Annotated in this window: 20 protein-coding genes; 6 read left to right on the top strand and 14 right to left on the bottom strand. The window is 54.6% G+C overall.

The genetic code is table 11. The features are described from left to right. The first annotated feature begins 116 nt into the window (after nucleotides 1-116). The 6 genes from IM267_RS17935 to IM267_RS17910 all read left to right on the top strand — a co-directional run bounded on the left by IM267_RS17935 (nucleotide 117) and on the right by IM267_RS17910 (nucleotide 8444). Entirely contained in the window at nucleotides 117-1988 is a 1872-nt protein-coding gene (locus tag IM267_RS17935) for an amidohydrolase (protein ID WP_193033972.1), read from the top strand. Beyond that, on the top strand, nucleotides 1988-2395 hold the full coding sequence (locus IM267_RS17930) for a DoxX family protein (RefSeq protein WP_063450788.1): 408 nt from the start codon (nucleotides 1988-1990) through the stop codon (nucleotides 2393-2395). The genes IM267_RS17935 and IM267_RS17930 overlap by 1 nt, the downstream gene beginning before the upstream one ends. Next, on the top strand, nucleotides 2392-4011 hold the full coding sequence (locus IM267_RS17925) for an MFS transporter (RefSeq protein ID WP_193033971.1): 1620 nt from the start codon (nucleotides 2392-2394) through the stop codon (nucleotides 4009-4011). The genes IM267_RS17930 and IM267_RS17925 overlap by 4 nt, the downstream gene beginning before the upstream one ends. 30 nt (nucleotides 4012-4041) lie before the next feature. Further along, nucleotides 4042-4863 (top strand): alpha/beta fold hydrolase, encoded by an 822-nt coding sequence (locus tag IM267_RS17920; protein ID WP_193033970.1) that lies wholly within the window; start codon nucleotides 4042-4044, stop codon nucleotides 4861-4863. 552 nt (nucleotides 4864-5415) lie between these two features. Then, nucleotides 5416-6948: a sensor domain-containing diguanylate cyclase gene (locus IM267_RS17915; RefSeq protein WP_193033969.1), complete on the top strand. Its 1533-nt coding sequence runs from the start codon at nucleotides 5416-5418 to the stop codon at nucleotides 6946-6948. Beyond that, complete coding sequence (locus IM267_RS17910; RefSeq protein WP_193033968.1) at nucleotides 6948-8444, top strand: sensor domain-containing diguanylate cyclase; 1497 nt, start codon at nucleotides 6948-6950, stop codon at nucleotides 8442-8444. The genes IM267_RS17915 and IM267_RS17910 overlap by 1 nt, the downstream gene beginning before the upstream one ends. 73 nt (nucleotides 8445-8517) lie before the next feature. Here IM267_RS17910 and IM267_RS17905 read toward each other — a convergent pair whose 3' ends face one another. The 14 genes from IM267_RS17905 to IM267_RS17840 all read right to left on the bottom strand — a co-directional run bounded on the left by IM267_RS17905 (nucleotide 8518) and on the right by IM267_RS17840 (nucleotide 20812). Then, nucleotides 8518-10062 (bottom strand): EAL domain-containing protein, encoded by a 1545-nt coding sequence (locus tag IM267_RS17905; protein WP_193033967.1) that lies wholly within the window; start codon nucleotides 10060-10062, stop codon nucleotides 8518-8520. Nucleotides 10063-10093: 31 nt separating this feature from the next. Beyond that, nucleotides 10094-10879, bottom strand: a complete 786-nt coding sequence (locus IM267_RS17900; RefSeq protein ID WP_193033966.1) for an EAL domain-containing protein — start codon at nucleotides 10877-10879, stop codon at nucleotides 10094-10096. A gap of 112 nt (nucleotides 10880-10991) precedes the next feature. After that, entirely contained in the window at nucleotides 10992-11570 is a 579-nt protein-coding gene (locus IM267_RS17895) for a hypothetical protein (protein WP_193033965.1), read from the bottom strand. 70 nt (nucleotides 11571-11640) lie between these two features. Beyond that, on the bottom strand, nucleotides 11641-12690 hold the full coding sequence (gene parM, locus IM267_RS17890; RefSeq protein WP_370551747.1) for a plasmid segregation protein ParM domain-containing protein: 1050 nt from the start codon (nucleotides 12688-12690) through the stop codon (nucleotides 11641-11643). Nucleotides 12691-12736: 46 nt separating this feature from the next. Next, nucleotides 12737-13510 (bottom strand): C40 family peptidase, encoded by a 774-nt coding sequence (locus IM267_RS17885; RefSeq protein WP_239005139.1) that lies wholly within the window; start codon nucleotides 13508-13510, stop codon nucleotides 12737-12739. Nucleotides 13511-13526: 16 nt separating this feature from the next. Then, complete coding sequence (lafU, locus tag IM267_RS17880; protein WP_193033964.1) at nucleotides 13527-14489, bottom strand: putative lateral flagellar export/assembly protein LafU; 963 nt, start codon at nucleotides 14487-14489, stop codon at nucleotides 13527-13529. Then, nucleotides 14489-15352 carry a flagellar motor stator protein MotA gene (gene motA, locus IM267_RS17875; RefSeq protein WP_063450798.1) on the bottom strand — a complete coding sequence of 288 codons (864 nt, stop codon included), beginning with the start codon at nucleotides 15350-15352 and terminating at the stop codon, nucleotides 14489-14491. The genes lafU and motA overlap by 1 nt, the downstream gene beginning before the upstream one ends. Nucleotides 15353-15359: 7 nt before the next feature. Continuing rightward, nucleotides 15360-16052 (bottom strand): FliA/WhiG family RNA polymerase sigma factor, encoded by a 693-nt coding sequence (locus tag IM267_RS17870; protein ID WP_370551748.1) that lies wholly within the window; start codon nucleotides 16050-16052, stop codon nucleotides 15360-15362. 22 nt (nucleotides 16053-16074) lie between these two features. Then, the gene (fliL, locus tag IM267_RS17865) at nucleotides 16075-16545 is read right to left on the bottom strand and encodes a flagellar basal body-associated protein FliL (RefSeq protein ID WP_107534606.1); all 471 of its coding nucleotides are present in this window, start codon (nucleotides 16543-16545) and stop codon (nucleotides 16075-16077) included. Nucleotides 16546-16558: 13 nt separating this feature from the next. Beyond that, nucleotides 16559-17662 carry a flagellar hook-length control protein FliK gene (locus IM267_RS17860; RefSeq protein ID WP_193033962.1) on the bottom strand — a complete coding sequence of 368 codons (1104 nt, stop codon included), beginning with the start codon at nucleotides 17660-17662 and terminating at the stop codon, nucleotides 16559-16561. After that, the gene (locus IM267_RS17855) at nucleotides 17662-17964 is read right to left on the bottom strand and encodes a hypothetical protein (RefSeq protein ID WP_107534604.1); all 303 of its coding nucleotides are present in this window, start codon (nucleotides 17962-17964) and stop codon (nucleotides 17662-17664) included. The genes IM267_RS17860 and IM267_RS17855 overlap by 1 nt, the downstream gene beginning before the upstream one ends. Beyond that, nucleotides 17961-18353: a flagellar export chaperone FliS gene (gene fliS / locus IM267_RS17850; RefSeq protein ID WP_063450802.1), complete on the bottom strand. Its 393-nt coding sequence runs from the start codon at nucleotides 18351-18353 to the stop codon at nucleotides 17961-17963. The genes IM267_RS17855 and fliS overlap by 4 nt, the downstream gene beginning before the upstream one ends. A gap of 21 nt (nucleotides 18354-18374) precedes the next feature. Continuing rightward, the gene (gene fliD / locus IM267_RS17845; RefSeq protein ID WP_107534603.1) at nucleotides 18375-19697 is read right to left on the bottom strand and encodes a flagellar filament capping protein FliD; all 1323 of its coding nucleotides are present in this window, start codon (nucleotides 19695-19697) and stop codon (nucleotides 18375-18377) included. A gap of 200 nt (nucleotides 19698-19897) precedes the next feature. Next, on the bottom strand, nucleotides 19898-20812 hold the full coding sequence (locus IM267_RS17840) for a flagellin (RefSeq protein ID WP_193033961.1): 915 nt from the start codon (nucleotides 20810-20812) through the stop codon (nucleotides 19898-19900). Nucleotides 20813-21132 lie beyond the last annotated feature (320 nt).

Below are 21132 nucleotides of genomic sequence, written 5' to 3'. Positions count from 1 at the left end.
TATAGTTAACCTTAGGTATAGTTATACTTTGGTATACCTATCCTATTGTATAACTGGATCTTTCCCGAAACCGGTTCCCATAATCCTGACCATTCCCCTCTTAGTCTGGAGCTATTATGGTTACCCTCGGTAAAGCCGATCTCATTCTGGTTAACGGCCAGTTTCACACCGTCGATCGCGAGAATCCCCTCGCGGAAGCCGTTGCCGTGCGCGACGGGAAATTTCTGGAAGTGGGTACCGTCGCCGAGGTGATGCAACACCACTGCGACGGCACCAAAGTGGTTGATTTGAAAGGCCACACCGCGATCCCCGGCCTGAACGATTCGCACCTGCACCTTATCCGCGGCGGGCTGAACTACAACCTCGAGCTGCGCTGGGAAGGCGTGCCGTCGCTGGCTGATGCCCTGCGCATGCTGAAAGAGCAGGCCCTGCGCACACCGTCGCCGCAGTGGGTACGCGTGGTGGGCGGCTGGAGCGAGTTCCAGTTTGCCGAGCGCCGCATGCCGACGCTGGATGAGATTAACGACGCCGCGCCGGATACCCCGGTCTTCATTCTGCACCTGTACGACCGCGCCCTGCTCAACCGCGCCGCGCTGAAGGTGGTTGGCTATACCAGGGATACGCCGAACCCGCCGGGCGGCGAGATCCAGCGCGACGCCAACGGCAACCCGACCGGGATGCTGATCGCCCGCCCGAACGCCATGATCCTCTATTCAACCCTCGCCAAAGGGCCGAAGCTGCCGCTGGAGCAGCAGGTCAACTCCACGCGCCAGTTTATGCGCGAGCTGAACCGCCTGGGGCTGACCAGCGCCATCGACGCGGGCGGCGGCTTCCAGAACTACCCGGAAGATTACGAGGTGATTGCCGAGCTGCACGAGAAAAAGCAGATGACCATCCGCATCGCCTATAACCTGTTTACCCAGCGTCCGGGCCACGAGCTGGAAGACTTTGAAAAATGGACCGACATGCTCACGCCGGGCCAGGGCAGCGACTTCTTCCGCCACAACGGCGCGGGCGAGATGCTGGTCTTCTCCGCCGCCGACTTTGAAGATTTCCTCGAGCCGCGCCCGGATCTCGCGCCGGGCATGGAGGACGAGCTGGAGCGCGTGGTGCGCCATCTGGTGGAGCACCGCTGGCCGTTCCGCCTGCACGCCACCTACAACGAATCCATCAGCCGCATGCTGGACGTGTTCGAGAAGGTGAACCGCGACATTCCGTTCAACGGGCTGCACTGGTTCTTCGACCACGCCGAAACCGTATCGCAGGCCAATATCGACCGCATCAAAGAACTGGGCGGCGGCATTGCCGTGCAGCACCGCATGGCCTTCCAGGGCGAGTACTTTGCCGAGCGCTACGGCATTGAAGCCACTCGCCACACGCCACCGGTGGCCAAAATGCTTGAGACCGGCGTGCCGGTGGGCTTAGGCACCGACGCCACCCGCGTGGCGAGCTACAACCCGTGGACCGCGCTCTACTGGCTGGTCTCTGGTCGTACCGTTGGCGGGATGCAGATGTACGATCACAGCGCCCGTCTGGATCGCGATACCGCCCTGATGCTCTGGACCCAGGGCAGCGCATGGTTCTCCAGCGAGCAGAATCAGAAGGGGCAGATCAAAGCAGGCCAGCTCGCGGATCTGGCGGTGCTCAGCAAAGACTACTTCCGCGTGCCGGAAGAGGAGATCAAGGGCATTGAGTCCGTCCTCACCGTGGTGAACGGCGATATCGTCTATGCCGCTGGCACCTTTGGCCCGCTCGCGCCGCCGGCCATTCCGGTCCTGCCCGAGTGGTCCCCGGTGGTCAACGTACCCGGCCACTACCGCAGCGCGCCGCCGCAGGCCGCACGCGTGGGTATGAGTGTGGCTCACCACTGTAGCGGCCCGTGCGGGGTTCACAGCCACCAGCATGATTTTGCCCGCACGTCAGAGATGCCGGTATCCGACGATAACGCTTTCTGGGGGGCGCTGGGTTGCAGCTGCTTTGCATTCTGATGAAACATTATGACGCTTCGCCCCGGATCGATCCGGGGCTGTTTTTCCTGCGCCTGACCGGCAGCCTGCTGTTGCTTTACGTGCACGGCCTGCCGAAGGTGCTCCACTTTAGCGAAGAGCTGACGCGCATCGAAGATCCGTTTGGCTTCGGGCCGTATGCCAGCCTGATCCCGGCGATCGTCGCCGAGGTCATCTGCCCGCTGTTTATCATTGCAGGCGTCTACACCCGCCTGGCCTGCCTGCCGATTATCGCCGTGCTTCTGGTGGCGATGCTGGTGGTCCACCCGGGCTGGTCGATTGCCGAGGGGCAGTTTGGCTGGCTGCTGCTGATTATCTTCACCACCCTCGCCCTCACCGGGCCGGGCCAGTGGCGGTTGCAGCGTAAGGCGACGGAGAGGTTCGCATGACCCAGGTTAACGACGTTCGCGACGCACACGTCGAGACTACGCCCGCACCGACGGTTTCGCCATGGCAGCCGCTGAGCCAGCCGGTGTTCCGCATGCTGTGGATCGCCACGGTGGTCTCTAACGTCGGCTCATGGATGAGCGACGTCGGCATCAACTGGAGCATGCTGACGCTCAGCGCCGATCCGCTGGATATCGCGCTGGTGCAGGCGGCCAGCAGCCTGCCGATGTTCCTCTTCGCCCTGCCGTCCGGGGTGATGGCGGACATCGTCGACCGGCGTAAATACCTGCTCTTCTCCCAGCTGTGGGTGTTCATCGCCGCCGCCGGGCTGACGGTGCTCTCTTTTACCGGACACGTCACCCCCACCGTTCTGCTGGCGGCAACGTTTCTGCTGAGCGTGGGCGCGGCCATGAGCTCGCCGCCGTTCCAGGCGATTGTGCCTGACCTGGTGAGCAAGCCCGAGCTGGGTTCCGCCGTGGCGCTTAACTCGCTCGGAGTCAACATCAGCCGGGCGATTGGCCCCGCGCTGGGCGGTTTTCTGCTGTCGCTGGCCGGGCCGTGGATGGTATTTGCCCTGAACGCGCTCTCCGTAATGGGCGTGGCGTGGGTGCTGTGGCGCTGGCGTCCGGCGCCGTCCGTGCAGCGCCTGCCGCCGGAGCACTTCTTCTCTGCGGTGCGGTCCGGCATCCGCTACGTGCACGCCGCCCCGGTGCTGCGTAACGTGCTGGTGCGGACCGTAGCCTTTTTTGTCTTCGGCAGCGCGGGCTGGGCGTTACTGCCGCTGGTGGCGCGCCGCGAGCTGGGCTTAGGCCCGGCGGGCTACGGCGTGATGCTGGCGTGTATCGGCCTGGGGGCGATTGCCGGAGCCATCCTGCTGCCGCGCCTGCGCCAGCGGCTGAACGCCGACCGCCTGATGGTGGCCGCCAGCCTGACGTTTGCGATCACCATGCTGGCGCTGGCGTTCGTGCGCCACTTCTGGCTGCTGAACCTGTTTGAGTTCTTTACCGGCTTCGCGTGGATTGCGGTGCTTTCCACTCTCAACCTCGGCGCGCAGCGCAGCGCCGCCCGCTGGGTGAAGGCCCGCGCGCTGGCGGTTTATCTGACGGTGTTCTTCGGCTCGATGACCGCAGGCAGCGCCGTCTGGGGGCAGATCGCCTCGCAGTTTGGCACCCCGACCTCGCTGGTGGTCGCCACGCTGGGGATGGTGCTGGCGAGCGCGACGGTGTTCCGCTGGAAGCTGGAGAAAGATCCTGACCTGAACCTCGACCTCAGCGGCCAGCCGCTGGACGGCGTGGAGATTGAACTCCCGAACGAGCGCGGCCCGGTGCTGGTGTCGCACGAGTACAGCATCGACCCACAGAACGCGAAAGCGTTTTTGCAGGCCGTGCACGAGCTACGCCGGGTGCGCCGCCGCGCCGGGGCGATGAGCTGGGCGGTGTACGAGGATATCGAACGTCCGGGGCTGTTTATCGAGACTTTCCTGATGGGCTCGTGGATCGAGCATTTGCGCCAGCAGGAACGCCACACCATGAATGACCTCCTGTTGCAAAGCCGCGTTCTGGCTTTTCATCAGGGCACAACATCACCGGCAATTCGCTATCTGGTCGCGCCGGTATAACCATAACAATCACCTGCACAGGAACACACTATGGCACTGTTTAAGGCAAAAGACGGCACGCAGATTTACTACAAAGACTGCGGCGCGGGCAAACCGATCCTCTTCAGTCACGGCTGGCCGCTGGACGGCGACATGTGGGACAGCCAGCTGAACTATCTGGCGGAGCGCGGCTTTCGCGCCATCGCCTTTGACCGTCGCGGGTTTGGCCGTTCCGAACAGCCGTGGAACGGCTACGACTACGACACCTTTGCGTCCGACATTAACGACCTGATTACCACCCTGGATCTGCGCGACGTGACGCTGGTGGGCTTCTCCATGGGCGGCGGCGACGTGACGCGCTACATTAACAACTACGGCAGCGAACGCGTAGCCGGACTGGCGCTGCTGGGCGCGGTAACGCCGATTTTCGGCAAATCCGATAGCTACCCGGAAGGCGTAGATCAGAGCGTGTTCGACGGTATTCGCGACGGACTGCGTAAAGATCGCGCCCAGTTCATCAGCGATTTCGCCACTCCGTTCTACGGCACCAACGCCGGACAGACCGTTTCCGCGGGTGCCCTGACGCAGACGCTGAACATCGCCCTGCTGGCGTCCCTGAAGGGCACCATCGACTGCGTGACCGCCTTCGCCGAGACCGACTTCCGCCCGGATATGGAGAAAATCGACGTACCGACGCTGGTGATCCACGGCAGCAACGACCAGATCGTGCCGTTTGAAAGCACCGGCAAGCTGGCGGCGGAGATGATCAAAAACGCCACGCTGAAGGTGTACGACAACGCCCCGCACGGCTTCGCGCTGACCCACCAGGATCAGCTGAACGAAGATCTGCTGGCGTTTGTGAAGTCGCTGTAAGCGGTTACCGCTTCCCACCACGTTAACGCTCGTGGGCGCGTTGTGTTCCTGTTCAGACTTTGTCCAACTACATACGCGCCCCGAAATAGCGACGCTCGCAACGATTGAACAGAATAATTTCCTGCCGGAAAAGAGGTGATGAATTTACAAATAATCATTTGACTGCATGGCATATTCTGCAACGCCATGAAGCGAAACCTACGTCTGGATTTTAATTCTCTCCCCGAGTCATAAAAGCGTTTTTTTCTCCCCGCGCGCAATATAATTCCGTTTCCCCTCAACCCGCCGTAAATTTTACAAAGTGCTTTAATATAAAAGACTTAAATTTACTGTTTGACTGAATAACTTTAATTATTCCTTCCGGCTAAGATCGAGCAGGCCGATCGATTGTGGATCATTGATAGGACTTATCAATACCTTAAAATCGATCGGAATTGGCGATCATTTTTGCTTTAAAAATGCCTTAAAGACATATAAAATCGCCGACTTACTTTATAAATCCTATTTTAAAGAGTTACCTGTTTTTTACTTGTAATTTTAATGTTAACTAGTGTGGTTGAAGTGAAAAACATATTCCCGAGGCGGAAAAATAATTTCCGCAAAGAGATTCACATTACGTTCTTTATTGTAATCCTAACGACTGCGCTGGGCGGCATAATTGCAAACGTTCTTCAGTGGAAGAATCAAGAAAGAGTTTATGACAATATTTCACTACAGATAACCGAAGATAAGAAAAATGAAATTGAGTATATTATTCGGTACGTTGAGAGGAAATTTAATAACCTGACGAGGCTTCTCGAAAAAAGTAAGAGCCCTGACAGTCTCTTTAACGAGAAAATCCATCTGCGAGAAAATCTCATGGGTGCCTTTGGGCTTATTCCTGCGGTTTCGTCAGTCTACATCGGGGATACAAAGGGCCGCTTTTTAGCCGTACCGTCGTTAGAGCTGGAAACCGGCCTGAAGCCAGGCGGGAGGCCGTGGTTTGTACGCCCCACCGACGATCTCTCCAGCGTGAAATATTCGGGAGGATATCGCGATCTGCAAACGGGCCAGCGCGTTTTCTCCGTGTCCAGGGCGCTTTTTATCGAAAACGGCTATTACGCCGTGATTGGTATGGACGTCAACCTGCTCAGGCTCGGCGTTCTCTATGAAAAAATGCGCCATACCATGCCGGCCGATCTCTATATTCTCGACGAGCGCGGCAACCTGGTGATTGGTGACGAAAAACGCTGGCAGACGTTGCCGCAGCAGTCATTCACGGCCCTGGAGGGGAACAGCGGAGTGCTAAGCCAAACCCTCAACGGAAAACGTTTCTACTATAGCAAAATGCGCGAACCGCACTGGACCGTGCTCATGGCGGTTGATGATAAAGTCCTCGCGGAAACGCTTTACCGGGAAAGCGTTTTGCCGGCGATCACGCTTCTGACGATGCTGCTGTTTCTGCTGTTTTGCTGGTGGCGGTCGCTCGAAATCCTACAGATTTTCTACTTCAACCTCCTGAACAAGCTCAAGGGCCACAGCAGCAGCGTGGATAATCTTCTTGAAGAACAGATCCGTAAGAGCAGCAACGAGCTTGGGATGATGGAAACCTGCGCGAAAACGGATGGCCTGACGGGCTTATTAAATCGTCGCGTCTTCGACCGCGATCTCCATGACGCACTGAAGCGCCCTGATTTGCCTGTTTCCCTGGCGATGGTGGATATCGATAACTTCAAGCTCATCAACGATACGTATGGTCATCTCATTGGGGATGATGTGCTTCGTGTCTTCGCATCCATGGCGATCCAGTCTCTCGAGAGCGAAGCCATACGCGTGTATCGCTATGGCGGAGAAGAGTTTGCAATCCTCTTCCAGGGGCTCCCTTTTGCAGAGGCTAAACGCGCGCTGGAAACCTTCAGGCATGCATTTGCCGCACGTAAATGGCGAGATAATCTCTCATCCGTGTCGTTCAGCGCCGGGATAAAGCAGTGGGAGGGAGAAAAGCTGGCTCCCTTTGTCGCGGCGGTGGATAAATTGCTCTATCGGGCAAAGGAATCAGGGAAAAATAATATCAACGGTGACGGCGGCAAGAAGGACGATAATTAATGAAAAACTTGAGTATTTATGCAACGCTTAACCGCCTGTTTTTAGGTCTGGCCATCTGCTCAATATTCTTATTCGCCCTTTTTTATTTGAGTCAACGGGTCATTATTGCTAATTCATACCATCAGATGAACGATGATTATATTAGCAACATGCGCAACTATGTACTCCAGCGGCTAACCGGATATCAAGAAGAGACAAAATTTATCGCGGAAACCATCGGTGCGAATGAATCCTTAGCGACCATCATTAGTGGGAAGAATGAGACTAAAATGCTCAATACCTTTCAGATGCTCCCACACATCGGCGCATTGACCGTGAGCGACATGGAGGGAAACTATCTTCTGCTGCCCCAAACGTTTTCCAGAAAGCTCGATGTTAGCTTTGATCCACGCGAGCGCCCCTGGTTCATCCGCAGGGCAACCTACGGTTTACGGCCAGAATTTACCCTCCCCTATCGTGATATTTTTAATAATCAGCCGTGGATTAGTATCTCTTTACCGATCTTTTATAAAAATACTAAACAGGAAGGAGTCGTATCCCTCTCAATAAACCCTCAGGTATTGACGGACCTGCTGAAAGTTTCAGTGGGCCCGTCCAGGGGTAAACTGTCACTGGTGGCGCATGACGGGACGTTTATTGCCGGCACGCCGCCTGCGGTCATGCCCAGCCAAACCGATCTCAACGGCGAAGTGGGATCCTATGAAAACGTTGAGGCAGCCTATTACTACGTCTCCCTGACGCATCCCAACTGGTACATTGTTTATGAAGTTCCGAAAAGCATTCTCAATGGGATGATCAACCACGAAAGCAGCGCGGTACTGTACGCGGCGGTATTCTCGCTGCTCATGCTCCAGCTGTGCTGGATCCGCATGCGTGCAAATGCCAATCGTATTGAAAAACATTTTACCGGCCAGCTGGTGCAAAACGGCGACGACACAAGGCATGTCAGCCTGCCATCGGCCCTGAATCATCTCTCTGAGAGACGTAATAAACTCAGGAAGGAATCGATCCAGGACGGTTTAACCGGCCTGTACAACAGGCGGGCGTTTGACAAGCTGCTACAGGAAAGCAGCCAGGATAAACATCTCTATCTGGCGATAATTGATATTGATAATTTCAAAGCGATAAACGATATCTGGGGACACCCGATCGGCGACGAGGTGCTAAAGCGGATGGCCTCCATGGCAATGCTGGCGTTTCACCATCAGGGAATGTTTCTCTTCCGCTACGGCGGCGAGGAGCTGGCGGTAGTATTCCGGGACGTTGCGCCCGCCGTCGCCCTGCATGCTCTGGAAACACTGCGTAAAGCGGTCGAGCACTATAAATGGGACAATGGCCCTGAGCAGGTCACATTCAGCGCCGGGTTCTGCCAGTGCAGGGAAGAAGATGTTCAGCTGATGCTGGCTACCGCAGATGCGCTGCTTTACCAGGCAAAGCGTAGCGGTAAAAACAGAATCATCTGCGAGGCCGGGTTGGAACCGAACCTTACCTGGTAACCTGTCCGAGAGAATAAAAATGCCCGCGTGGTTTCACGCGGGCATTTTTTTACGCGTATTTTCCTCGCCTCATTCAGGCAGGAGAGGCCGCGTCACGATCGCAGCAATACTCCACGAAGGCACTGAAGGGAAGCGGCTTTGAATAATAATACCCCTGGAAAAAGTCGATATTGTTCTCCAGCAGCCAGCTAACCTGATAATCGTATTCCACCCCTTCGGCCACCGTTTTAATGCCCATTTGCTTCGCCATGGCAATCACGCAGTTGATTAACGGCGTTGAAGCGGCGGGTGAAATTTGATTGATAAACATACGGTCTATCTTGATGCTGTCCGGGTTAAGCGTGCTTATCCATGACAGATTCGAAAAACCGGTGCCAAAGTCGTCCAGAGAAATCGATACGCCCTTTTCACGAATAAACTTAATCTTATTCAAAAGATCGTCATTCATCTCAATTCGTTCATTTTCCGTAAATTCAAAAACCAGCCGTAATCCCATCTCACGAAAACGTTGTGCAAAACAGGTGGTAAATGCGCCAAAGCTGTCAAGCGACAGATGAGAATGGCTGATATTGACATTAAAAATGAAGCCTTGCGGCCAGATATTTCCCGCCTGACGACAGTCAGCCAGCACCCGATTAAGCAAATTTTCGGTCATCATGCCAATAAGATGATTTTTCTCCGCCAGGGGAATAAAAATATCTGGCCTGACAAACCCGAGGTCATGGTGTTCCCAGCGCGCCAGGATCTCCGCGCCGATGACGCGATTATCGCTGGCGGAAATAATAGGCTGATAGTGCGGTTTAATATGATCGTTAATGATTGCGGTAGCCAGATGCTGTTCAAGTGAACGACGGCGTGACATGACCATCCAGGCCAACAGCGTAAGCAAGAAAGACGGAGCAATAATCAGAAAGAGATATATCCAGGACTGGCCGATCTCCTGCCAGACCTCGTGCCTGTCAGGTAAACGCCAGGAGAGGGTATAAAAATCGGAGGCCTCGTGCCGGGTATAGTCCGACAGGATCCTCTCCGCCTCTTGCCCTTTTAAAATGCCCTGTTTGGTCAGAAGATTATCGTTAATCTGTAAGACGAATCGCCGATCGAGATTGGCATTTCCCATGATCCCCCACAGATAACGAAGATCGGCGGAGACGATCACTCCCCCTCCCGGCAAACGCTGGTATAACGACAAAACGGGAATACCCACCGAAGCCATTGTATTATCAATTTTGATGCCGCCCGTACCAAAGCTGCTGAGGTTCACCCGATGACCAATGTTATCAAGAAGCGAGGAGCAATATATTCGGTCTTTATTCAGCAGGTTAACCACCAGCATTCGCATTTCGTGGGCCGTTAGCGTATTGAGCTGGTTCTGAAGCCGCGCATCGCACTTTTTATTTATCCACTGATCGGCCTTTCGGGCAACGTCCTGCGCTTCGGCGAGTAAACTTTCAACAGCATTTTGAATCGGTACCGTCTGCTGGATAATTTGCGCCTCAAGCTGGCGCTGCGCAACGAAGAAAGTTAACAAGGTCGCCAGAGCCATCGACGACAAAGAAAATAACGCAAGAAGAAAATATCTTCTGCGTTGGGCTTTGCCCGCGTTAATTGTGTTCATGTTGTTCCGTCTGTCCGGGGAAACGATCCGTTTAACGTGAAGCGCCTGTTACACGCTCTTTTTGTTTTTGCATATATTCGTTAATAAAACGCTCTTTACTCAGCGGTCGTGAGAACAGATACCCCTGCCCGTATTTTACGCCCAGCCTTAACATGCTGGATAACTGAGTGTAATTCTCGACACCTTCAAGAATAACGTCGGTATCGTGCTGGCTTATTACCTGCAAAATCTCTTTAGTGGACGCCTCGTTGCCCCGTGCCAGGCAGGCGCGATCGAGCTTAATATAGTCGGGGCTCCATTCTGCCAGACGTGTATTAAGCGCATCCAGCGTGCCTATTCCATCCCAGGCAATATGGAGGCCCCCTGTCTTTAACGTTTCAAGATTCTGTCTGGCAATATCCGATAGAGGCCCTTCGCCATGCGTAATTTCACAGACGAGCTGAAGTGCTGGAATCGCCTGTTTTTCAACAATGCTCATTGTCTTACGGCCAAAGTCGGGCGTATTGATCTGAACGGATGAGATATTAAAAGTATAAAGATAAGAGGTGTCCGTCTCCCCGTGCTTTTTGGCCATAAACGACAGGGCCTTTTCCAGAACGTAATACCCCATCTCCACGATAGTGCCGTTTTGTTCCAGAAGCTGGATAAATTCAGCCGGCGGGACAACGTTGCGACGATGGGTGCCACGCACCAGCACTTCGCCACCAATACAAATAAAGCGAGATAAATCAAAAATGGGCTGAATAACAAAATCAATGCCGACATCAAATTTTGCATCTTCTACACAGCGCACGACGTAATCGGTACTTTTTTCCATATCGACCTCGCAGAAATAAATTTTTTAATCAAAGCGGCCGCAGACGGTAAGAACTTAAATGCCGTAAGATTCGATCGCGGGCGTACGAAAAGAGGGTACGGGCGCAAACCGGTCAGAAAACGCCTTTTTGCCGAATGGCCTTCATCTTCTGCGCCGGTGCGCTCAGGCTGCTCAGCGCAATCTCTTCCGTCTGTCCGTTTTTTACGCTTTCAGCGGGTTGGACGCTGCCAGCGCCCCCCGAGCTTAGCTTCCGCAACAGCCGTGTTTGCTGGTCCAGCAGTGTTTTCAGGTGAACGACCTCGCTGCGAAGCTGCGTCAACTCTTCACGCGACGCCTCATCCAGCGCGGCTGGCGGTTGCCGTTGCAGCGCGTCGGACATGAGCGCGCGCAGCTGACGCAACTGCTGTTTGCTGAAATCCGCGTTTGCTTTTGCCGGGTCTGTCTCCACGGGAGCAGACCCGTGGGCAGGAAGCAGATCGGCGCTGGAAAGCTCCTGAAACAGGGCATCCAGGGTGAGCCCTTCGCGGCCAAGGGATTCCGCGATATGGCTGCAAAGTAGCGGGTTCAGGAGCTGCAACTGAAGGCCGGCCAGGTAAACGTTGCGGTGGAAACGACGCATCTCCATCTGGGTATCTTCAGAATTGCTTCCCTGAAGCTTAATGGCCTCGTGCCATTTTTTAAGCTGTAGCATTGCGCGCATGTCCGCGCGCGAATGCTCAGGCGACAAATGAAGGGTAAAATTTACCCGCCGAATTGGCCCGTTACTCATCGTCACCCACCTCTGCCATATGCGGCAGGGCGACCTCCTCTACCTCCGAATCGGCATGATAGAGGCAAATTTCCCGCGACAGTGCGCTCTGAGGGTTATCGATGGCGATCACGCGATCCCCCAGCGTGGCATAGGTTTCACGAACGGCCTTTTCAACCAGATGTGCGCCCCCGCCAACCAGATAAACGCGATTCGGGTTTTTGGAGAACTTCTTCGCTTCGTAAGCCACCTGATCCCCCAGCTCCTGAATTTTGATTTCAATTCGTTCCAGGATATCTGTAATGCGAGATTCATCGTTAATGACGCTTTTCACGAAATCCATATCATTGCGACGTTTGATGAGCTCGTTAGCAACAAGGTAGCTGGAGTCGCTATCGGCAGCGGCTAACAGCTTACGCGTCGCGTCAGTCACCATGGCCACGCCAATTTCGTTGTTACCGTAGATCGCAGAAACATCATCAAACTCACCAACAATAACGCCCATATCCAGCGTGGTGCCGCCGCAGTCAATCACCAGTGATTTGGTGAATTCATTGACCCGTGAGTTAAGCAGGTGAGAAAGCGCCGCAGGTAAACTTTCCGGCATCACCTGAACATCGACGATGCGGAATAATTCGCCTTTATTCAGCGAGATATCCCGCATCAGATTGCGCCGTTTTGCGTCAATGCGGCTTTCGTTGCGCTGGCAGTCATCTGGGTTGTAGTACTGCGTGATCGGCAAAGTCACGATGATTTCAACTTCGCATGGGGCAATTCCCGTTTGCAGCAGGGCGTGGTGAACGGCCAACAGGTTGAGATCGTCATACTGATAGTCGATGTGCGTGGTCGAAAGCGCCTTGTCGGAGGTCGCGTCGTACGTATATTTCGTCGTCCCAATGGTGTAGTTGTAAACCGACTGTCCACGTAGTAGCGCAGCGCTTTTCCAGTCTTTGCGGAAGGAGTTTGGTGATACCACCGTTTTCAGAATGCCGTCCTGGATCCAGCTGATTTTGACGTTAGTGGAGCCATCATCAATGGCGAATTTCATACGTTTTGCAGTCATTATTAAAGTCTCATTTCAGGTATGTAAGAAGGCTTTCTGCACGGCCTTACAGGACGCGTCGTGCACCTAAATAACGTTTTTGCCAGAAGTCATCGGTGAGTTGACTAATACGGATAGTGAGCCCGGTTCGCGGGGCTTCGATAAACTGCCCCTCGCCGAGATAAACGCCAACGTGATCGGCTCCCGGCCGCTGGTTGATATTGAAAAAGACCAGATCGCCCTTCTTCAGGTGTGGCTGTCGCACCGGCTTTAAGCGGTTGTCCTTGTACATGCTGTTCGCCGTACGCGGCAGCTTTTGCTCCAGAACATGGTTGAAGGCGTAAAATACCAGGCCACTACAGTCGAAACCTTCGTGCGGGCTTGCCCCGCCCCACTGATAGGGTTTTCCAAGCTGGCTTTCCAGACGGTGAATAACGGTGCGTAACTTCGTCTGGCTCTCTCTCATGCGGCGCGGATCCCGCGCCTTTTTCATTATTTTTTCTGAGCTACCGAGCGCACCGGGCGACCAGCGTACGTGCATAGCCAACGTCTTTCGGTTGCTCGCCCGCTCCGCCAGTTTCCTCTCACGCTCGCGGGCTATCTGTCCGGGCGTGGGCGGCAGCCGGTTTTCGCGCTTTTTCGCTTCCGCAAAAAGCCGGTCACGGTTTGCCTTACGCTTCTGAGCCTCGGCGGAAACTGGCGATGCGGATAACGTCAGCGGCTGCGCCTCAACCGGGGATATCGAACCAACCAGAGTGACCATCAGGAAGAAAAAGCGCACCAGACGGACGCGATCAGTCCGTACAGGTACGAAATTGAGAAGAAGAGGAAAACGTTTCACAGCGATAGTCTGGACGTTACTGACGGTGGTTAAGCTTATCTGCCAATGGCTTAATGACTTTCTCGCCCTGGTGTCCGAAGAACTGATACAGCGAATCGCTGGCCGAATGGGTCAGCACCATGATCTCAATACGTCGGTTCTCGGAACTCAGGGGGTTGTCCGGGTCCAGCAGCACCTGGTCAGCCATGCCGCTTACCTGCAATACTTTTTCCGGATCAAGGCCGCCGCGCGTCAGCACGGCACGGGCCTGCATCGCACGTTCGCCAGAGAGCGCCCAGTTGTTGTACAGCTCCTGATCGCGAAAACGGGTTGCATCGGTATGGCCTGTGATCACAATCTTGTTTTCAATTTTGTTAAGCTCAGGCGCAAACTCGGTCAGCAGACGTTTGAAAAAAGGCGTCAGAATGGCGCTGCTGCGCTGGAACATTTCGCGTTTACGATCGTCGGTTATCAGGATACGTAACCCCTGAGGCACCACTTCCATCTTGAGGTTCGCCTGCGCGTTATAGGCGGAGGTGATCTTCATGATAACGCGCGCCAACTCCTCAATTTCGTTTTGAGAGCGCACGCTGACGTCTTCAAGCGTATCCGCATTTTTCGCCAGCGCCTCGAGTTCCTTGCGTTCCTCCGCGACGGCCGCGGCCGCGCCCTCATCCTTATCCTCGTCATCCTCATCCTCATCGCTGCTGCCGTTATGCTGGTGAACGAGGGGGATCTGGCTGCCTCTGTTGAACTCTTCCTGGGAAATCTGAATGATGGAGCTGCCTTCAAATATCGACTCGCCGTTCAGCCGCGAGACGATCTCTTTACGTTCTTCTTCTGTTACCGCCCCCATAATCCAAAGCACCATGAATAGCGCCATCATCGCCAGGGTAAAATCGGCAAAGGCCACCTTCCACGCCCCGCCATGAAAAGCATCATGGCTTTTGCGCGACGAGCGTTTGATGATGGTGGTATGTTCTTTATTACGACCGCGCATCAAGCATCACCAGTCATCTGGTTTACCCAGCCGTCAAGTGTGGCAAAGGTGGGTTTGGTGTCCATCGGTAGCATTTTGCGGCCCGCATCCACCGCCAGCAGCGTCGGTTTACCGGCAACATGGTTGACCAGCACGGTGCGGACGCACTCCAGTACCGCAATCTGCTTTTTGGTGCGCTGCTCCATGGCGTTTGCGACAGGATCCATCAGGCAGTAGCAGAAAAACACGCCCAGGAAGGTGCCGACCAGCGCGGCGGCAACCTTCACACCGATGACCGCAATGGAGCCGTCGATAGACTGCATGGTGATGATAATGCCAAGCACCGCGGCACAGATGCCGAAGCCGGGCATCGCTTCTGCCGTACGCTGTAGCGACCGGGACGGCTGAAGCAAGTTTTCCTCCATCGCGACCAGCTCTTGCTCAAGGATGCCTTCCAGCTCGTGCTCGTTGATCTTGCCCATCGCCATCAGGCGGAAGTTGTCAGAGATGAACGTCACCAGCGCGTTGTCGTGAAGCATGAGCGGGTACTTCTGAAACAGCGGGCTGTTCTCGGGCGATTCAATATGTTCGTCCAGTACCTTCAGGCCACCATCCTGCACCAGCTCCAGCAGTTCATATAAGAGCATGAGCAGCTGGCGCTGGTACTCATTGGTATATTCATTCTTACGCATGATGCCGCGGAACTGGCGATACATTTCCCCCATCACCGCAGGCGGGTTCGCCAGCACCATCGCCCCCAGCCCCGCGCCAAGAATGATAATGATTTCACCCGGTTGCCAGAACGCCGTGAGCTTGCCGCCAGACATAAGAAAACCGCCAACAACGCAGGCCATAATGATTAAAATACCTAAGAGTTTCTGCATACACCTTTCACTTCTGGAAAAAAGACTGAATTTTTTGGGCGATTTTTTTATTGAGCTGACAGACCCTGGCTTCCGTTAAATCAAGGACCAAAGCGATCTCTTTAAGGCTCATTTCATGCTGGTAATAAAGCGTCAGGATCAGCTGTTCGCGTTCATCCAGCGCCGCCAGCGCACTGCGCAGCGTCCGGCTAACGACGATTTCATCCTCCAGCTTGCGGCTATCCAGCGCGCTGGTGTGAACATCATCGCTTAACAGCTCATCCAGGCTCTCTATGGTTTTGGCGCAATCCAGCAACAGGTACTCCTGGTACTCTTCCGCCGAAATGGAGAGATGACGTTTGATATCCTCAAACGTGGGCGTACGCCCGAGTTGACGCGTCACGTCGCGGATATCGTCATTGAGTTTGTGCGTCTTTTGCCGCAGGCGCCGCGGACGCCAGTCAAGCGAGCGGAGTTCATCCAGTATCGCGCCGCGAATACGCTGTGCCGCATAGGCAGCAAATTGCTCGTCCGGATGACCATAGCGACGCAGGGCGGTTAACAGGCCCATGAGCGCGATCTGCTCCATATCTTCCTGACCCATCACGCTGCTGGTCTGGTACGACAGCTGTTTCACAATCTTTTTGACCAGCGGCAAATAGGCGCTGAGATAGCGCCCTTCATCCGCGGGGGTCAGCGTTTCGTTCGCGACAAAATCCATCATTTGCATTGCGGTGCCGCTTTCACTGGAAGACCATTTTGCTGATGATGACGTCCTCGAAAGGCACGCTCATCTTCAGGCTCTTGAAACGGGCTGCGTAGGCGTCCTGTAGTTTTTTATGCAGTTGTTCGACGCTCATTGCGCGCACCACGTCGTAATCCAGGTCTGAGAGCAGGCTTACCGTGGCGCCGCGAACGGCAGGGATCATCTCCTGCGCTTTACGCGTACTTTCCGCATCGCTGGTCGCCAGATTGAGCTCAAGCAACAGATAGCGTTCTTTATGCCCGGTCCCTCTTAGCGTGATGACCACATTTTTGATCTCCACAAACTCAACGGCGCCTTTCTCAGGGCTGGAAAACATCCCGGACAGGAAGCTCTTACCCGTGGTTTCATCCAGACGAAGCAGATGCGTGCCGACCACCGTCATACCGGCGGCCAGCATGGCGGTCACGAGGGCGATGATAATGCCGAAAGAAAGCGTTTTTGCATTCATAGTGTTCTGTGCCTTATACCGTCAGAAGGACCGAGTTATCGTGGCGAGCGTCGTCGCCGTTCGGGGAATGAGCAGCAATCTCTGCACCTGCCAGAATGGCGTCCTGCTGCCCGTTAAATGGATGTCCTCTTCCCTGCTGTTGTCCTCCGGACTGGGAAGAGACCTGGACGTTAACCTGGACAAAGTTTTGCTCCGTCAGGCTCTGCCGAAGTTCGTTGCTTGTCTGCTGTAAGGCACGATAAACCTCGGCATGACTGGCGTTGATTTGTACCTGTACACGTCCGCTATCGATTTGCATCGCGATGTCGATTTTGCCCATATCCGGGGGATCGAGACGGATAGTGGCATGCTGAATTTGCTGCTTAACCTGTACCTGAAGGCGCTCTCCCAGCGCGCTTTGAAGTTGCTCGCTCCAGCGTGAAGGTTCAGGATCCATCTTCAGCGTCGTCGCGGGCAGGGATGGCGTGGAGGTCACAGCCGCGCCGACGGACGGTGCCGGAGAGGGTGATGCTGGCGTTGACGTTGCTACCGGCATCACCTGCGTCAGGTCAGCAGCTGCCGGTTGCGAAACGACGTGTGCAACAGTGGCGGCTGGCACAGCGTCCACGCCTGCCGACCGCGGTGCGGGCTGCGTTAGCGGTGTTAGCGGTTGCTGCGTCGGTGCTGAGGCAAGCGGAACGCTTTGTGAAGCCAGTGACGTATGCTGGACCGACAGCGCGCGCGCGGCGTCACTCTTTGGCTTTAATTCCAGCGTCAACGCAGGCGGCGTCGCGCTTACCGCCAGCCCAACAGGGCTATCGGTGAAGGTCGGCGAAGCGGCTCGCCCCGACATGAGCAGCGTCTCAAGCAACTGCTGACGCGCATCATCCTTTAGCAGTGACTCGGCAGAGGGCGGAGCATCCTCCTCGGACAAGAGGGGTCGCTCTTCGCCCGGCAGCATCGGGGCAGGCGCGCCCTGTCCCGCCAGTAAGGTACCGATCACGTTGGATAACGCGTCATTAAAGTCCGCCGTCGGCTGCCCCGCCTCAGGATCCAGGACCGCCAGAGGTGCAGATTCGGCCTGCATAAGCAGGCCAGACCCGATGAAGGTGCCCTGAAAAAGATTGAGAATATCCATTAGCCCCCCTCCACGTCGCTAAACAGCGCATACGCCGTCGCGCCCTCGCGGTTACGTAACGCAAGGTCCATTTTTTCCGCCAGGATGTCGCTTTGTCCCTGGCAGTAGTCGCGCGCCTGCCGGTGCAGTTTTTTTAGGTGATCCAGCGCCTGACGCTCGTGAGACGAGAGGGGGCGATCCCCGAGCCCCGTCAGGAACTCAGCGATGCTGGCATCCACGTTCATGACGGCGGGCCAGTTATGGTTTTCCGTTGCGTCACGCAGCGCTTTTGCCAGCGTCTGGAGGGTGTGAAGCGTGCTCATTTTCCCTGGCCCATTTTTTCCCAGCCCTCCTGGATATTGCCCAGAATCACTTCTACCTCCTCAATGATTTCTATTGAGAGCTTGTGGCTGGCGTCATACAGGCGATACACGCAGAAGTCGTATAGATTCGCCAGGCTCAGCGCCAGCTCGCCCCCTTTTTCGTAATCCAGCGAACTGGTCAGCGCATTCAGAATATCGATGCACTTATTGATGCTTTGCGCCTTACGCTCAAAACGGCGGGCCGCAATATGGCTTTTGGCGCGCACAAGCTCGTCCATCAGGCCGTTGAACAGCATCAATACCAGCTGATGCGGATTCGCGGCGGCGGCCTGGAGCGCCAGATCCGATTGTTGATAAAGGCCGTATCCTTCCTGTTCGTTACCGTACATAGCAGCGAAATTCCCTCAGAATTAACTAAACAGACCCATGGTGTTGTTCATCTGCGTCATCAATGACTGCAACTGCGTAAACTGCTTCAGATAGCGGTTGTAGGCAGACTCATAGCGCGATTCCATCTTTTCGGTTTTGGTATCAATCTCGGTCTGTTCGCGATCGAGTGTCTCCTGTCGCCCTTTAAGCAGGCCGCTGGAGCTGCTGAGATATTTATCCAGCGCTTTATCCATCGTCTTGATTAAGCCGTCGTTGCCGTTGAAGAACTGGGTGAGCGTTTGCGGATCGCGTTTGAGCTGTTCTTCAAAGACGTCAGAATCGAGCGTGAGCTTGCCGTCTTTGTCGGCGGAAATACCGAATTTGGTCATGTTTTGCATGCCGTATGTGCCGCGCAGCAGCCCGCTCAGCTCGCTGGTCAGAGACGTGATGCTGGCGTCGCCCGCAAAGGCGCCGCGCGAACTGCCGCTGGTAGACGTCAGTTCGGAAATGGTGCTTTGTAGCGTGTTAAAGGCATCGATAAAGGTCTGGACCTGCGTTTTGGTCTCAGCGGTATCCGTATCGATGGTGATAATCAGTGGCTTATTGTTTTCGGTTGTACTGGTGAGCTTGATGGAGACCCCGTCAACCAGATCGTCCAGCGTGTTGGAGCTGCTGGTGTATTCCGTAGGCGAATCGCCCAGAGTGAATTTGGCGTCCCGGCCACTGGTGATGATCTCTTCGTTATCAAAAATGTCCTGCCCGCTGGTCATGCCGCTGGTATCCAGCTGGATATCGTATTTGGAACCGCTCTGATCGCTATTGAGAATCAGTGAGACCTTGCCATCGATGCGCATCAGCGAGGCGGTGACGCCGTTTTGCCCTTCGGCGCTGGTCGTTGAGTTAGACGCGCTTGGAAAATCCGTGCCGTTAATCGCATCGGCGAGATCGCCGAGGTTTTCGAGATCGTCCATCTCAATCTCAATGCTTTCGCCATTAAGATTGATTTTCAGCGTACCGGTCGCGTTCTTGACGGCCTCATCGTCCAGCCCACCGTAGCTTTTCTGCTGGGCGGTCGCTAACTGGTTAACGTTGATACTGTATGTCCCTTTACGCGCGCTGGCGTCGGCGGTGACGGTCGCAATCCCTTCCTGGTTCAGCGTGGCGGAATTTTTGAGCACGCTGGCGCTACTGGAGTTCAGGGCGGTAATCGCACTGCGGAAGGTCGTCATCGCCGAGCGTAGTGATGAGAGCGCTTCTTTCTGCGCCTCCAGCGTTTTGGTCTTGGTCGTTATTGAGTTCTGGAGCGGAAGAATATCAAGGCTTGCCAGCTGCGAAGCGAGATAAGTGGGATCAAAATCAGACATGTTTCATTCTCCTGGCACGCAAACCGTGATTGACTTGCCAATAATTAGCAATTAGCGTGCCAACTTTTTAATCGTTTAAAATCAATTAATTATAAAAAACCAGGAATACGCTTTTCCGCTTTGAAGACGAAACCGGCTGGTAAGCGGATACAAAAACACCGCCATACAGCGGTGTTTTAACTGCGTTAATGTGGGATGAATTAGCCCAGCAGAGAGACCACCATGCTGGACATGCTGTTGGACTGTTTCAGCATGGACATACTGGTCTGCGACAGCAGCTGGTTACGCGTCATGGAGGAAGCTTCCGTTGCGTAGTTCGCATCACGGACGTTACTTAATGCCAAATCCGTATTGTCCTGCATGTTTGCGAGGTTCGAAGCCGCATAGCTAAGACGGTTGATACTTGCACCCATTTTGGAGCGGACGCTGCCCACATCATCAAGGGTTTTCTCCAGGTCTTCCATCAACGCTTTCGCGCCCGCAGCATCTTTAATATTAATTGTGGTCACACCGCTCGCGGTGCTAGCGTATCCTGAACTATTGAGGCCATTGAAATTGCCGCTGCCGTCAATCAGACCGGTGTTCGCACCGCTCGCACCACTTGCACCGCCCAGCTCAGCACTCAAATCGACCTTCATGGTTTCATCGGCGGAAGAACCGATCTGGAAGCTCAACTCTTTACCGAACTTACCGGAGGCGCCGAACAGCTTCTCACCCGCGTAAGAGGTATTTTTCATAATGTTGCCCAGCTCGGCGTTCAGGTCGTTCAGCTCGGTGTTGATGGCATCACGGTCTTTCTGGGTGTTCGTGTCGTTCGCCGCCTGGGTTGCGAGGTCCTTCATGCGGTACATGATGTTGCTTACTTCATCAAAAGCCCCTTCCGCGGTCTGCATCATCGCAGTGGAGTCAGCAATGTTACGCTGAGCAACGGTCATACCGTTGGACTGGCCCTGCAAGCGGGTAGCAATTTGCAGACCTGCCGCATCGTCCGCCGCGGAGTTGATGCGTTTACCGGTCCCCAGACGCTCCATAGAGGTGGTCAACAGCTTGTTCGCATTGTTCATTGCATTGGTGGATGCCATGGAGGCGGCGTTGGTAAAGATAGACATTGACATATGTATATTCCCTTTGTCGTTCAGGTGGTTCAGATGTTGTATTGACTAAAGACGACACAGGTGAAATGAACATTAAATCGCTGACGTTCGTTCGAACAAAAATTAAACACAATGAAAATTAAGCGATTGTTTTATCTATATTATTTTACGAATGCTGGCGCATAAAATACCGCATGGGGAGGGAAAAATGGCAGGAATCGCCTGTCCATGCCGCTCTGAATCACGCGTTAAACTGCTTTAATTTTCTTTATCTATTTTTAGCGGCTTTTACATAATGATAATTCTATAAAAAACCTTAATTTATATAGTTCTTTTTCGCA

Source organism: Enterobacter cloacae complex sp. P15RS, from assembly GCF_014895905.1.
Lineage (GTDB): Bacteria > Pseudomonadota > Gammaproteobacteria > Enterobacterales > Enterobacteriaceae > Enterobacter > Enterobacter quasihormaechei.
The sequence above is the reverse complement of the archived record's forward strand: the minus strand, read 5'-3'. Positions and strand labels throughout refer to the sequence as shown.

What these genes read in the sequence shown, in the direction of transcription:
- IM267_RS17905 (WP_193033967.1), bottom strand. Translation starts at nt 10,062, where the DNA reads ATGAACACAATTAACGCGGGCAAAGCCCAACGCAGAAGATATTTTCTT.
- fliL (WP_107534606.1), bottom strand. Translation starts at nt 16,545, where the DNA reads ATGAATGCAAAAACGCTTTCTTTCGGCATTATCATCGCCCTCGTGACC.
- IM267_RS17870 (WP_370551748.1), bottom strand. Translation starts at nt 16,052, where the DNA reads ATGGATTTTGTCGCGAACGAAACGCTGACCCCCGCGGATGAAGGGCGC.
- lafU (WP_193033964.1), bottom strand. Translation starts at nt 14,489, where the DNA reads ATGCGCGGTCGTAATAAAGAACATACCACCATCATCAAACGCTCGTCG.
- fliS (WP_063450802.1), bottom strand. Translation starts at nt 18,353, where the DNA reads ATGTACGGTAACGAACAGGAAGGATACGGCCTTTATCAACAATCGGAT.
- IM267_RS17840 (WP_193033961.1), bottom strand. Translation starts at nt 20,812, where the DNA reads ATGTCAATGTCTATCTTTACCAACGCCGCCTCCATGGCATCCACCAAT.
- IM267_RS17910 (WP_193033968.1), top strand. Translation starts at nt 6,948, where the DNA reads ATGAAAAACTTGAGTATTTATGCAACGCTTAACCGCCTGTTTTTAGGT.
- IM267_RS17860 (WP_193033962.1), bottom strand. Translation starts at nt 17,662, where the DNA reads ATGGATATTCTCAATCTTTTTCAGGGCACCTTCATCGGGTCTGGCCTG.
- IM267_RS17925 (WP_193033971.1), top strand. Translation starts at nt 2,392, where the DNA reads ATGACCCAGGTTAACGACGTTCGCGACGCACACGTCGAGACTACGCCC.
- fliD (WP_107534603.1), bottom strand. Translation starts at nt 19,697, where the DNA reads ATGTCTGATTTTGATCCCACTTATCTCGCTTCGCAGCTGGCAAGCCTT.
- IM267_RS17855 (WP_107534604.1), bottom strand. Translation starts at nt 17,964, where the DNA reads ATGAGCACGCTTCACACCCTCCAGACGCTGGCAAAAGCGCTGCGTGAC.
- IM267_RS17920 (WP_193033970.1), top strand. Translation starts at nt 4,042, where the DNA reads ATGGCACTGTTTAAGGCAAAAGACGGCACGCAGATTTACTACAAAGAC.
- IM267_RS17930 (WP_063450788.1), top strand. Translation starts at nt 1,988, where the DNA reads ATGAAACATTATGACGCTTCGCCCCGGATCGATCCGGGGCTGTTTTTC.
- parM (WP_370551747.1), bottom strand. Translation starts at nt 12,690, where the DNA reads ATGACTGCAAAACGTATGAAATTCGCCATTGATGATGGCTCCACTAAC.
- IM267_RS17935 (WP_193033972.1), top strand. Translation starts at nt 117, where the DNA reads ATGGTTACCCTCGGTAAAGCCGATCTCATTCTGGTTAACGGCCAGTTT.
- IM267_RS17900 (WP_193033966.1), bottom strand. Translation starts at nt 10,879, where the DNA reads ATGGAAAAAAGTACCGATTACGTCGTGCGCTGTGTAGAAGATGCAAAA.
- IM267_RS17895 (WP_193033965.1), bottom strand. Translation starts at nt 11,570, where the DNA reads ATGCTACAGCTTAAAAAATGGCACGAGGCCATTAAGCTTCAGGGAAGC.
- motA (WP_063450798.1), bottom strand. Translation starts at nt 15,352, where the DNA reads ATGCAGAAACTCTTAGGTATTTTAATCATTATGGCCTGCGTTGTTGGC.